The organism is Avibacterium sp. 21-594, from assembly GCF_026226815.1.
Taxonomy (GTDB): domain Bacteria; phylum Pseudomonadota; class Gammaproteobacteria; order Enterobacterales; family Pasteurellaceae; genus Avibacterium; species Avibacterium avium.
Genome location: NZ_JAKKOC010000001.1, coordinates 275,814 through 288,718, shown reverse-complemented (window position 1 = coordinate 288,718; position 12,905 = coordinate 275,814). Strand labels below are relative to the sequence as shown.

Genomic DNA, 12,905 nt, shown 5'->3' with positions numbered 1-12,905 from the left:
GTTAAAGTGCGGTGTAAAAATCGCAAGAATTTAACGAGGTAAAAAATGAATAAAGAGATTAAAACACAAGTTGTTGTACTTGGTGCAGGCCCAGCTGGTTATTCAGCAGCATTCCGCTGTGCGGATTTAGGCTTAGATACCGTTATTGTTGAACGTTATTCAACCCTTGGTGGAGTGTGTTTAAACGTTGGTTGTATCCCATCTAAAGCCTTATTACACGTTGCGAAAGTGATTGAAGAAGCAAAATCTTTAGCTGAACACGGTATCGTATTTGGTGAACCACAAACTGATATTGACAAAATCCGTGGTTGGAAAGAAAAAGTCATCAATCAACTTACAGGCGGCTTAGCTGGAATGGCTAAAATGCGCAAAGTACAAGTCGTAAATGGTTATGGTAAATTCTCAGGTCCTAATACGATCATTGTTGCGGGTGAAGAAGGTGAAACGACCATTCATTTTGATAATGCGATTATCGCAGCGGGGTCACGACCAATCCAATTACCATTTATCCCACACGAAGATCCACGTATTTGGGATTCGACAGATGCACTAAAATTAAAAGAAGTACCACAAAATCTATTAATTATGGGTGGAGGTATTATCGGTCTTGAAATGGGTACGGTATATCACGCACTAGGTTCTAATATTGACGTAGTAGAAATGTTTGATCAAGTGATCCCGGCTGCCGATAAAGATATTGTTCAAATCTACACAAAACGTATTGAGAAGAAATTCAACTTATTACTTGAAACCAAAGTGACTGCGGTTGAAGCAAAAGAAGATGGTATTTATGTTTCAATGGAAGGCAAAGCAGCGAATGAAACTCGCCGTTATGACGCCGTGTTAGTTGCAATCGGTCGTACACCAAATGGTAAGTTGATCGATGCCAATGTTGCTGGTGTAGAAGTGGACGATCGTGGCTTTATCCATACGGATAAACAAATGCGTACCAATGTGCCACATATCTTTGCGATTGGCGATATCGTTGGGCAACCAATGCTTGCTCACAAAGGCGTACACGAAGGCCACGTTGCAGCAGAAGTTATTGCAGGACAAAAACACTATTTCGATCCGAAAGTGATTCCATCTATCGCATACACTGAGCCAGAAGTAGCTTGGGTAGGTAAAACCGAGAAAGAATGTAAAGCCGAAGGCATTAACTACGAAGTGGCGAAATTCCCTTGGGCAGCATCAGGTCGTGCAATCGCTTCTGACTGTGCAGATGGTTTAACCAAATTGATCTTCGATAAAGACACTCACCGCATTATTGGTGGTGCGATCGTAGGGACAAATGGTGGTGAATTGCTAGGTGAAATCGGTCTTGCCATTGAAATGGGTTGTGATGCAGAAGATCTTGCATTAACTATCCACGCTCACCCAACCTTACACGAATCTGTGGGCTTAGCGGCAGAAGTGTTTGAAGGTTCAATCACCGACTTACCAAATCCAAAAGCGAAAAAGAAAAAATAATTTTCTAATATAAAAGCAATTGTGAATAAAGGGCTAAATAAGATTTCTTACTTAGCCCTTTTCTTATAATAAATGCTTAATCAGCGTTGCATTGTTGGTTAAAATCTATTAGAATTTTGACGTTTTTCTCTTAAACTTCAAAGAGTAAAAATACAAATAATGAATTCTACTTTGTGCAAAATAAGTAGATTTTAGATTTAATCGATTAGAAGGAATATTATTATTAAAACCGCAAAACGTGTCCAAACAAACCGCGCCCATCGTCTAAATGATGAGATTCGTGGTGTAAAAGAGGTTCGTTTAACCGATCAAAATGGTGAACAACTCGGTATCGTTTCTATCCAAGAAGCATTAGCAAAAGCTGATGAAGCAGAATTAGATTTAGTTGAAATCAGCCCTAATGCGGAGCCGCCAGTATGTCGTATTATGAATTACGGTAAATTTATGTACGAAAAAGAAAAAGCGGCAAAAGAACAGAAGAAAAAACAAAAAGTTGTTCAAGTTAAAGAAATTAAATTCCGTCCAGGAACAGATGAAGGTGATTACCAAGTTAAATTGCGTAGCATCTTACGTTTCTTGGAAGATGGCGATAAAGTAAAAATTACCGTGCGTTTCCGTGGACGCGAAATGGCTCACCAAGATATTGGTTTAAATGTGTTAGAGCGTGTTAAAGAAGATACCTCAGAAATCGCAATGATTGAGTCAGCACCGGGTAAATTAGAAGGTCGCCAAGCTGTAATGGTGATTGCACCGAAGAAAAAATAATTTTATTTCTTGCGTAAAGCGGACGGATCTTATAAAATTCGTCCGTTTTTCCTTGCAGAAAAACAAAGTGATAATCAGGTAAACTACGCAACCTGATTTCCTTGTGTATTGATAGCCTTTGGCTAACAAATAGAAATAATTAGTGCTTTACAAGTAATTTATTATTAAATTGATAAATTCGCCTAATTATCCAACCTAACTTAAACAATGCGGAGTTATTTAAACAATGCCTAAAATTAAAACAGTACGTGGTGCTGCGAAGCGTTTCAAAAAAACAGCTTCTGGCGGTTTCAAACGTAAACAATCTCACTTACGTCATATTTTGACTAAGAAAACCACTAAACGTAAACGTCATCTACGTCATAAATCAATGGTTGCGAAAGCAGACCAAGTTTTAGTTGTAGCCTGCTTGCCATACGCATAAGCGTAAACAAGTAAAGCGTACGTCAAGTGAATTTTAGTTAATAATATTGTATAGGAGATTAAATAATGGCTCGTGTAAAACGTGGTGTTATTGCAAGAGCTCGCCATAAGAAAATTCTTAAGGCAGCTAAAGGTTATTATGGTGCGCGTTCACGCGTTTATCGCGTTGCGTTCCAAGCTGTAATTAAAGCAGGTCAATATGCTTATCGCGACCGTCGTCAGCGTAAACGTCAATTCCGTCAATTATGGATTGCGCGTATCAACGCTGCAGCCCGTCAAAATGGCTTATCTTACAGCAAATTTATCAACGGCTTGAAAAAAGCATCTGTTGAAATCGATCGTAAGATCCTTGCTGATATTGCAGTATTCGACAAAGTGGCTTTTGCTGCATTAGTTGAAAAAGCAAAATCTGCGCTTTAATTTTTAAAGACTGATTGTGAAAGGACGCTACATAGCGTCCTTTTTCTTATAAGCCGATTTTACCCAAACACGCATAAGAATGATTTATCAAGGTTTTTTATCCCCTTAAAGAGCGGTAAAAAAATGATGAATTTTCCCACCGCTCTTTGCCTTGTAGGGACGAACCTATGTGTCCGTCTGCACAAAATCAACACAAAGGGTGGTGAGAAAATGATGAGTTTCTTCACCGCACTTTGCCCTGTAGGGGCAGACCTATGTGTCTGCCCGAAACAATATTTTCTAAACAACCAATGGAAAAATGAACACGGGCGAACACATAGGTTCGCCCCTACGAGGAAATAATGGTAAATATCGCCAACTCCCTCTTTACAAAAGAGAGTAACTTTTCACTGGGAATAAATAGATCTCGGTAAAAATGAATAAAATAAAAAAAGTGTGATGGAATTTTGGCTATTTAAAAAGAGCCTGTAGGGACGGACCTATGTGTCCATCCGTATAAAACGAAAAACAAAGTGTGATGGAATTTTAGCGATTTAAAAAGATCTCGTAGGGACGAACCTATGTGTCCGTCCGCATAAAACCAAAAACAAAGCGCGATGGAATTTTAGTTATTTAAAAAGATCTAGTAGGGACGAACCTATGTGTCCGTCCACATAAAATGAAAAACAAAGTGTGATGGAATTCTAGCTATTTAAAAAGATCCCCGTAGGGACGGACCTATGTGTCCGTCCGCATAAAACGAAAAACAAAGTGCGGTGCAAATTTTATTTATTTTTTGATTGTTTTTAGTAAACTTGCCCACAAATAGATAAACAGAAAACCTTGAAAAGCATTCATACAATTTATCATTTCACGCCTAATGAAAACGGACGTGATCCTATATATAAAACCAATGAAAAATACAAAACACAAACAACCATTTAGCCCATTACAAAAAGCCTTATTTGCTCAATTAACGGAGATGATGAACGTGGATTATCGCCGTCTGCAAGGGCGAATTAAAGGGCTATATCAAATCAAAAATCCACAAACCCAAGAAAAAGTCGCAGCAGAAATTCAAGTACAAATTCAGCAAGCGCAAGCGCGTTTACAGCAACGAGAAAGTGCGGTGGGAAAAATTGAATTTCCTGAAAACTTGCCAGTAAGCCAGCGCAAAGATGAAATTCTCAAAACCATTGAGCAAAATCAAGTGGTGATTATTGCGGGGGAAACAGGGTCAGGTAAAACCACCCAGCTGCCGAAAATGTGTCTTGAGTTAGGACGTGGAAAAAAAGGCTTAATTGGACACACACAACCGCGCCGCATTGCTGCACGCTCTGTGGCAACACGCATTGCCGAAGAACTACATTGTGAGCTAGGAACGCTGGTGGGTTATAAGGTACGCTTTAACGATCAAATCAGTGATAATACTCAAATTAAGCTGATGACAGATGGTATTTTACTCGCTGAAATTCAAAGTGATCCTTTTTTAAATCAATACGATACTTTGATCATTGACGAAGCTCACGAACGCAGCCTAAATAACGATTTTATTCTTGGTTATTTAAAACAGCTGTTGCCAAAACGTCCAGATTTAAAAGTGATAATCACCTCGGCAACCATTGATGTGGAGCGTTTCTCGCGTCATTTTAATAATGCACCAATTATTGAAGTTTCGGGGCGAACCTATCCTGTGGAAGTGCGTTATCGTCCTGTGGCGGAAACGGAAGAACAAGATCAAATCCAATCCATTCTCAATGCCGTTGATGAATTGCAGGCAGAAGGGCGGGGCGACATTTTGATTTTCCTAAATGGTGAGCGTGAAATTCGTGATACCGCAGAAGCCTTGGAAAAACAGCACTTAAAACACACCGAAATCCTACCGCTCTTTGCTCGCTTATCGGCGCAAGAGCAAAATAAAATTTTTCACCCAAGTGGCTTAAATCGCATCGTGCTTGCCACCAACGTGGCAGAAACTTCACTGACCGTACCGGGGATTAAATATGTGATCGACCCCGGCACGGCGCGCATTTCCCGTTATAGCTACCGCACCAAAGTACAACGCTTGCCCATTGAGCCGATTTCACAAGCTTCGGCAAATCAACGCAAAGGGCGTTGTGGACGGGTATCCGAAGGGATTTGTATCCGCCTGTATTCAGAAGAAGATTTTAATCAGCGCCCAGAATTTACCGATCCTGAAATTTTGCGTACCAATCTTGCCTCCGTCATCTTACAAATGACTGCTCTTGGGCTAGATGATATTAGTGCATTTCCTTTCGTAGATGCTCCTGACAAACGCCATATTCAAGACGGTATTAAGTTATTGGAAGAATTGCAAGCTTTCCAAATCGTGAAAACCAAGCACGGCGAAAAACGCCAGCTTACACAAATTGGACGCCAGCTTGCTCAGCTACCTGTTGATCCCCGCTTGGGTAAAATGTTGCTGAGTGCTGTAAACAGCAATGCGTTGCACGAAGTGATGATCATTGTGGCGGCGCTTTCTATTCAAGATCCTAGAGAGCGTCCACAAGAAAAACAACAAGCGGCAGATGAAAAACATCGCCGTTTTGCGGATAAAAAATCCGATTTTCTCGCGTTCTTAAACTTGTGGAATTATCTGCAAGAACAGCAAAAGGCTCTGAGCAAAAATCAGTTCCGCCGTTTGTGTCAGAAAGATTATTTGAATTATATCCGCGTGCGGGAATGGCAAGATATTTATCATCAAATCCGCCTTACCGTGCGAGAAATGGGCTTGCCGATTAATTCGCAAGCGGCAGAATATCCGCAAATTCACACCGCACTTTTATCGGGTTTGCTTTCTCATATTGGTATGAAAGAAGCGGAAAAACAGCAATATTTAGGCGCAAGAAACGCTCATTTTGCGATTTTTCCTAATTCCGTGCTATTCAAGAAGCAGCCCAAATGGTGTATGGCAGCGGAATTAGTGGAAACCTCCAAATTATGGGGACGAATGGTGGCAGAGATCGATCCCGAATGGATTGAGCCATTGGCACAGCATTTAGTGAAAAAATCTTATGCGGAGCCACGTTGGTCAAAATCCAAAGGGGCGGTTATCGCTAATGAAAAAGTGACCCTTTATGGCGTGCCGATTGTGGCAAATCGTCCTGTGAACTATGGCAAAATTGATCCGGCGGTAAGCCGTGAAATTTTTATTCAATCTGCCTTGGTGGAAGGAAATTGGCACACGAAACACACCTTCTTCTTGCAAAATCAACGGCTGATTCGCGAAGTGGAAGAGTTAGAACATAAAACGCGCCGCCGAGATATTTTGGTGGACGAACGCCGTTTATTTGAATTTTATGATCAACGCATTGGCACAGAAGTGGTGTCGCAAAAGCATTTTGATACTTGGTGGAAAAAAGCGCGGCAAAAAGATCCTGAATTGCTGAATTTTGAAAAAGCCTTTCTCACCAATGACAACGCCAATGTCAGCGAGCTAGATTTCCCTAATTTCTGGCATCAAGGCAATTTAAAATTAAAGCTTAGCTATCAATTTGAACCGGGTATGGAAGCCGATGGGGTAACCGTGCATATTCCTTTGCCACTGCTTAACCAAGTGGAAATGCAGGGTTTTGACTGGCAAATTCCGGGCTTACGCAAAGAATTGATTATCGCCCTGATTAAATCCTTATCAAAAACATTACGCCGCCATTTTGTGCCAGCACCGAATTATGCGGAAGCCTTTCTTGGGCGTGTGAATGATGTGGACAAACCCTTGCTAGAAACGCTGTCTGCAGAATTACGCAAAATCACGGGTGTTTATGTTGCCCCTGATGAATGGAATCTTGCGCAAATTCCACCGCACTTAACAATGACATTCCGCGTGGTTAATGAGAAAGGTAAGAAAATTGCCGAGAGCAAAAATTTAGATGAACTCAAAGTGAATCTGAAAGAGCAAGTGCAGGAAACCTTGTCAGCGGTGGCAGATGAAGGTATTGAGCAAACAGGGATTCATTTATGGAATTTCGACCAATTACCTCAATATTATGAGCAGAAAAAACAAGGCTTTACCATCAAAGCCTATCCTGCCATTGTGGACGAAAAAGATTCTGTTGGGATCAAATTATTTGAAACAGAATTTGAGCAAGCTGTCGCAATGGAGCAAGGACTACGCCGCTTATTATTGCTTAACGTGCCATCACCGATAAAGTATTTGCACGAAAAACTGCCTAACAAATCAAAATTAGGGCTGTATTTCACACCATTTGGCAAAGTGCTGGAATTGATTGACGATTGTATCGCCTGCGCCGTGGATAAATTAGTGCAAGATTTCGGCGGTTTTGTGTGGAATGAACAGGATTTTGAACGCCTAAAAGATTACATTCGAGCCAATTTAAACGAAACCACAGTGGATATTGCCAAACAAGTGGAAGAGATTTTGACGCTCGTGTTTGAAATCAACAAACGCTTAAAAGGCAAAATGGATTTCACCTTAGCCTTTGCTCTTTCAGATATTAAAGCGCAAATTAATCATCTTATTTACCCAAACTTTGTGCAGAAAACGGGCTATCAACGCTTGCCAGATTTATTACGTTATTTGCAAGCCATTGATAAACGCATTGACAAATTATTGCAAGATCCCAACCGTGATCGTGCCGCAATGTTGCGGGTAGAAAATGTCGAAAAGGCGTATCAGCAGTTATTATTAAAATTGCCAAAATCCAAGCCAATCCCCGCAGAAGTGGCAGAGATCCCTTATATGATTGAGGAACTACGCGTCAGCCTATTCGCCCAACAACTCGGCACGAAATATCCTATTTCAGATAAACGGATTTTGAATGTGATTAATGAGGTGGGGTAGTTAGGATATAAAATCTTCTCACCGCACAAAATGGATAAACCTTTGTGCCAAAAAGTGCGGTGAGTTTTTTTAATTATTCAAACACCGCCCAAATTGGTGCGTGGTCGGAAGGTTTTTCCATCGCACGGATATCTAGGGCAATGCCTGTATCTGTGCAGCGATCGATTAAATTATTGCTTGCTAAAATGTGATCAATGCGTAAGCCGCGGTTATCATCAAAGCCTTTTGAGCGATAATCAAACCACGAGAATTTATCATTAACTGTTGGGTTTAAATGACGGAAAGTATCTGTTAAACCGTAGGCATATAAGCGGTTATACCATTCTCTTTCTTCAGGTAAGAACGAGCATTTTCCTGTACGCAACCAGCGTTTACGATTTTCTTCACCAATGCCAATATCCAAATCACTCGGGCTGATATTCATATCACCCATAATAATAATGGGATTGTCTTTATTGTGATCCTGCTCTAAATAACGTTGCAAATCCGCATAGAATTTTTCTTTAGCAGGGAATTTTGTTTCGTGCTTGCGGCTCTCCCCTTGTGGAAAATAGCCGTTTATCACCGTGAGCAACCCAAATTCTGTTTCCATTTCCGCCATAATAATGCGTTTTTGTGCGTCCGCTTCATCAGTCGGAAAACCTTTGTGAATGGCTTTTGGTGGTTGTTTCAACAAAAATGCCACGCCATAATGCCCTTTTTGCCCGTGGTGATAAACGTGATAACCCAAGTGTTCCACCAACGCATAAGGGAAATCTTCATCTGCCACCTTAATTTCCTGCAATCCCAAAATATCGGGCTGATACTGTTCAATAATGGCTTCGAGCTGATGAGGTCTTGCTCGTAGTCCATTGATATTAAAAGACATTACTTTCATTCAATACGTTCCTAATTGTTCATTTATAAAAATCAGACGGGCATTATACTAAGGTTTGCAAGATTTCAAAAATGATAAAAAATTTCACCGCACTTTAATTATTTATTCAAAAGCGCGGTACTTTTTTTATGAATTTCCAACAAATTTTCTTCTTGTTTAGGCATTTGTAGATAAAAGCCTTGTTGTTGGATTGTTTCTAGCACTTCTTGGTTATCTGCATTGATGAGCGATTTTTCGCCTTTAAGATTAAATAGCATCACAAAAATGGGCGTGCCGAAACTGTCGCGTAGGGTTTCGGGAATTTGGGAGAAATCATCGCGTTTAGCAATGTATAAATACATTCCTTCTTTTTTCTTACTTTTATAAATAGCGCAGAGCATAAGGCTTCCTATTGTTCAGTTTGTTTATTTTTGCGTGATTTTTTCCATTTCCACAATAAAATCAAGGCTACTACGCCGATAATGGCGTAAATAACAAATTGCCCCTTGTGGATTTGCTCATTCAACCAATCTAAATTACTTGCGCCAAAATGCCCTAAATAAACCCAAATTGGAACAGAAATGATGGCGGCAAGAAAATCAATCAGCACAAAGCGGACAAAACTTACACGGCGGGTAATCCCTGAAACCATATAAATTGCCGCTCTTAAACCAGGGAGAAAACGCGCGGTGAATAGGACGCGATTGCCGTATTTATCAAATTGCGAACGTACCATTTGTAAGCGTTTTAAGGTAAGCATTTTGCGAATTGGACGGAAACGCAAGATTTTTACCCCATAAGCGCGGCCTAACCAATACATTGTGCTATCGCCGATTAACACTCCCAACATACTCACCACTAACATAATATGCGGATTGGTATAGCCTAAGCCAGAAATGACGCCGCCGGACACAAGGGTAATATCCTCAGGAATTGGCACGCCGAAACCACAGATGATCAAAACAAACAAAACAGCAAAGTAGCCGTAGTCAGTAAAAAAGTTGATTAAAAATTCCATATCAAATCCGCATTTAATTAAATATAAAAGTTATTAATAGTTATTTAGCTTTTCACGAAAGGCCAAGATTTGCTCTTCAATACCCTGTGCGTCTAGTTTTAAATCTGCCAAAATTTCTTGTTGTGTGCCTTGTGGAATGAAGAAATCTGGCAAGCCTAATTGTAAAAGTGCGGTGGTTTTTGGCTGAGAATTTAGCACTTCTGCCACGGCACTGCCTGCACCGCCTTGAATGGCGTTTTCTTCGAGTGTCACTAATAATGAGTGGTTTTCAGCAAGTTGCAAAATTAACGCTTCATCAATCGGTTTAACAAATCGCATATCCACAAGGGTGGCGTTTAATTTTTCGGCTACGGCTTTGGCATTTGGTAATAGCGTACCGAAATTTAAAATGGCGATCTTTTCCCCTTCGCGCAACACTTTCCCCTTGCCGAGCGGTAGCATTGCTAATGGCTCAAGCTCTACACCAATGGCATTGCCACGCGGATAGCGCACGGCGGCAGGTTTACCGCATTGATAGCCGGTATAAAGCATTTGGCGGCATTCATTTTCATCACTTGGCGTCATAATCACAAGATTTGGGATACAACGCATAAAGCTAATGTCGAATGCGCCTTGGTGAGTTTGGCCGTCTGCGCCAACAATACCAGCCCGGTCAATAGCAAATAATACAGGCAGATTTTGAATGGCAACATCGTGGATAACTTGATCATAGGCACGCTGTAAAAAAGTGGAATAAATGGCTACCACAGGTTTAAACCCAGCAATCGCCAAGCCCGCAGCAAAAGTAACGGCGTGTTGTTCGGCAATGGCAACATCAAAATATTGTTGTGGGAAGCGGTTGGAAAATTCAACCATTCCTGAACCTTCACGCATCGCAGGGGTGATGCCGATTAATTTCGGGTCTTGCTCTGCCATTTCACATAGCCAGTTACCAAAAATTTGCGAATAGGTTGGGGTAGTGGACTTTGGCAATTTTCCGCTTGTGGGATCGAATTTCGGCACACCGTGGAAGCCGATTGGATCTTGTTCCGCAGGGGCATAGCCTTTGCCTTTTTTGGTTTTTATATGTAAGAATTGTGGCCCTTTCAGACTGCTCATATTTTTTAACGTGCTAATTAATTCGTCCACATTATGGCCGTCAATTGGGCCGATATAGTTAAAGCCTAGCTCTTCAAACATTGTGCCAATCGGTGAAACAAAGCCTTTAACGTGTTCTTCCGTCTTTTTCACAAATTCTTTAATCGGTGGCACGCCAGAGAGAATTTTTTTGCCGCCCTCGCGCAAGGTGGAATAGAAAGAACCAGAAAACAAGCGGGCAAGATAGTTGTTCAGCGCCCCCACATTTTCTGAAATAGACATTTCGTTATCATTGAGAATCACCAGCATATCGGTGTGCAAGGCGCCAGCGTGATTGAGCGCTTCAAAGGCCATTCCAGCGGTGATTGCGCCATCGCCAATGACACAAACGGTTTTGCGCCCTGCGTTCTCTTTTTCTGCAGCTACGGCAATACCAAGCCCTGCACTAATCGAAGTGGAAGAATGTCCCACACTTAGCACATCAAATTCGCTTTCATCACGCCACGGGAAAGGGTGAAGCCCGTCTTTTTGGCGAATGGTGGACATTTTATCACGGCGTCCAGTGAGAATTTTATGCGGATAGGCCTGATGCCCCACGTCCCAAATGAGCTGATCGAATGGCGTGTTGAACACATAATGCAAGGCAACGGTGAGTTCTACCGTGCCTAAGCCAGAAGCCAAATGGCCGCTACTTTGACTAACACTTTCCAACAAATATCCGCGTAATTCATTACAAAGTTGGGGAAGTTGATCTTTATTTAAAAGACGCAAATCGTCCGGTGAATTAATCAGTGATAAAAGAGGATATTTTTCCATTGTTAATCAAATCCAAAAAAGGGTTAAATTTCGACCGCACTTTAATAATACAAGGCTTAGGCGGTGTCCAATATATTAATTTTTTCTTGTTACAATAAACTCGCTCAATGCCTTTAATGGCGAGCTATCAAAAGGTAATTTGGCCAAAGCATCAAGGGCTTGTTGATGAAGTTCTTGCGCTTTTTCTTTCGCCCCTTGCAAGCCGAGCAATTTCGGGTAAGTGCTTTTATCTGCAGCTAAATCTGCCCCCACAGTTTTACCGATCACAGCACTTTCGCCTTCAATATCTAAAATATCATCTTGCACTTGGAACGCCAGCCCAATGGCATCGGCATAGCGTTCGAGCTGTTGGCAAAGTTGTTTGTCGGCAAAATGCGGTGAACAAAGAAAGCCCATTTTTAATGCACAGCGTAGCAACGCGCCTGTTTTGTTGCGATGAATTCTTTCCAATTCCGCAAGGCTAACTTGTTGATGCTCAGCTTGTAAATCAAGGCTTTGCCCCAAACACATTCCTTGCACGCCAGAGGCTTTTGCCAATTCTGCTACCAAAGCAAGGCGTTGTTCGGCAGATAAATTTGGCGTTTGGCTCAGTAATTCAAACGCAAAGGCTTGCAGCGCATCACCAGCCAGAATAGCGGTGGCTTCATCAAAGGCGATATGGCAAGTGGGGTGGCCACGGCGCAGCGCATCGTTATCCATTGCGGGCAAATCATCGTGAACTAAAGAATAAGCGTGAATCGCTTCAATGCCTGCAGCGGCATAATCCAAATGCACGAGTTCTGCCCCTAACATTTTGCCTGTGGCATAAACCAAAAACGGACGAACACGCTTTCCACCCAATAAAAGCGCATATTTCATCGCTTCCGCAAGGGGAGAGGGTTGCGTATCAATTTGCTCAAATTGGTGTTCGAGAAATTGATTAATCCGCTGTTGAAGTTGTTGTAAATCCTGTGCAAATTGGTACATAGCAGTGGCTTAGTTATTGGGTTGCTTATTCGTTGTTTTGATAGTCGCTTAATTCTGCTTTATCGCTTTTAGAAAGCAAAATTTGAATGCGCTGTTCCGCTTGTTGTAAACGCGCTTGACCTAATTGCGCCAGCTTAATTCCGCTTTCAAAATCCTTTAACGCCTGTTCTAAAGGCAATTCGCCACTTTCTAAACGAGCAACAATGCTTTCTAATTGGGTTAAGGTGGTTTCAAAATCTAAGCTGTTTTCGTCTGTGGTAGGTTTGCGTGCCATTGTTTTTCCTAAGTTCAAG

The 12,905-nt window shown here is 41.5% G+C and carries 11 protein-coding genes; 5 read left to right on the top strand and 6 right to left on the bottom strand.

The window, feature by feature from the left end; genetic code table 11:
• Positions 1–45: 45 nt before the first annotated feature.
• The 5 genes from lpdA to hrpA all read left to right on the top strand — a co-directional run bounded on the left by lpdA (position 46) and on the right by hrpA (position 7,879).
• Positions 46–1,470, top strand: a complete 1,425-nt coding sequence (gene lpdA / locus L5B76_RS01350; protein ID WP_250350226.1) for a dihydrolipoyl dehydrogenase — start codon at positions 46–48, stop codon at positions 1,468–1,470.
• A 204-nt stretch (positions 1,471–1,674) separates the two neighbouring features.
• Positions 1,675–2,235, top strand: coding sequence for a translation initiation factor IF-3 (gene infC / locus L5B76_RS01345; RefSeq protein ID WP_425451085.1), 561 nt, complete (start codon positions 1,675–1,677; stop codon positions 2,233–2,235).
• 226 nt (positions 2,236–2,461) lie between these two features.
• Positions 2,462–2,659 (top strand): 50S ribosomal protein L35, encoded by a 198-nt coding sequence (gene rpmI / locus L5B76_RS01340; RefSeq protein ID WP_005596065.1) that lies wholly within the window; start codon positions 2,462–2,464, stop codon positions 2,657–2,659.
• 65 nt (positions 2,660–2,724) lie between these two features.
• Positions 2,725–3,078: a 50S ribosomal protein L20 gene (gene rplT / locus L5B76_RS01335; protein WP_005546410.1), complete on the top strand. Its 354-nt coding sequence runs from the start codon at positions 2,725–2,727 to the stop codon at positions 3,076–3,078.
• An 892-nt stretch (positions 3,079–3,970) separates the two neighbouring features.
• Positions 3,971–7,879, top strand: a complete 3,909-nt coding sequence (gene hrpA / locus L5B76_RS01330) for an ATP-dependent RNA helicase HrpA (protein ID WP_265753944.1) — start codon at positions 3,971–3,973, stop codon at positions 7,877–7,879.
• 73 nt (positions 7,880–7,952) lie between these two features.
• On the opposite strand, the gene xthA is transcribed toward hrpA, so the two are convergent.
• The 6 genes from xthA to xseB all read right to left on the bottom strand — a co-directional run bounded on the left by xthA (position 7,953) and on the right by xseB (position 12,886).
• Positions 7,953–8,756, bottom strand: coding sequence for an exodeoxyribonuclease III (gene xthA, locus L5B76_RS01325; RefSeq protein ID WP_265753943.1), 804 nt, complete (start codon positions 8,754–8,756; stop codon positions 7,953–7,955).
• A gap of 98 nt (positions 8,757–8,854) precedes the next feature.
• Positions 8,855–9,136, bottom strand: a complete 282-nt coding sequence (locus L5B76_RS01320; protein WP_265753942.1) for a YcgL domain-containing protein — start codon at positions 9,134–9,136, stop codon at positions 8,855–8,857.
• 8 nt (positions 9,137–9,144) lie between these two features.
• Positions 9,145–9,753: a DedA family protein gene (locus L5B76_RS01315; protein ID WP_265753941.1), complete on the bottom strand. Its 609-nt coding sequence runs from the start codon at positions 9,751–9,753 to the stop codon at positions 9,145–9,147.
• A 33-nt stretch (positions 9,754–9,786) separates the two neighbouring features.
• Positions 9,787–11,646, bottom strand: a complete 1,860-nt coding sequence (dxs, locus tag L5B76_RS01310; protein ID WP_265753940.1) for a 1-deoxy-D-xylulose-5-phosphate synthase — start codon at positions 11,644–11,646, stop codon at positions 9,787–9,789.
• 75 nt (positions 11,647–11,721) lie between these two features.
• Positions 11,722–12,612 carry a (2E,6E)-farnesyl diphosphate synthase gene (gene ispA, locus L5B76_RS01305; RefSeq protein WP_265753939.1) on the bottom strand — a complete coding sequence of 297 codons (891 nt, stop codon included), beginning with the start codon at positions 12,610–12,612 and terminating at the stop codon, positions 11,722–11,724.
• Positions 12,613–12,637: 25 nt separating this feature from the next.
• Complete coding sequence (gene xseB, locus L5B76_RS01300; RefSeq protein ID WP_103852912.1) at positions 12,638–12,886, bottom strand: exodeoxyribonuclease VII small subunit; 249 nt, start codon at positions 12,884–12,886, stop codon at positions 12,638–12,640.
• Positions 12,887–12,905 lie beyond the last annotated feature (19 nt).

Coding starts and splice junctions, on each gene's coding strand:
- lpdA (WP_250350226.1), top strand. CDS start 46: ATGAATAAAGAGATTAAAACACAAGTTGTTGTACTTGGTGCAGGCCCA.
- rpmI (WP_005596065.1), top strand. CDS start 2,462: ATGCCTAAAATTAAAACAGTACGTGGTGCTGCGAAGCGTTTCAAAAAA.
- rplT (WP_005546410.1), top strand. CDS start 2,725: ATGGCTCGTGTAAAACGTGGTGTTATTGCAAGAGCTCGCCATAAGAAA.
- hrpA (WP_265753944.1), top strand. CDS start 3,971: ATGAAAAATACAAAACACAAACAACCATTTAGCCCATTACAAAAAGCC.
- xthA (WP_265753943.1), bottom strand. CDS start 8,756: ATGAAAGTAATGTCTTTTAATATCAATGGACTACGAGCAAGACCTCAT.
- L5B76_RS01320 (WP_265753942.1), bottom strand. CDS start 9,136: ATGCTCTGCGCTATTTATAAAAGTAAGAAAAAAGAAGGAATGTATTTA.
- L5B76_RS01315 (WP_265753941.1), bottom strand. CDS start 9,753: ATGGAATTTTTAATCAACTTTTTTACTGACTACGGCTACTTTGCTGTT.
- dxs (WP_265753940.1), bottom strand. CDS start 11,646: ATGGAAAAATATCCTCTTTTATCACTGATTAATTCACCGGACGATTTG.
- ispA (WP_265753939.1), bottom strand. CDS start 12,612: ATGTACCAATTTGCACAGGATTTACAACAACTTCAACAGCGGATTAAT.
- xseB (WP_103852912.1), bottom strand. CDS start 12,886: ATGGCACGCAAACCTACCACAGACGAAAACAGCTTAGATTTTGAAACC.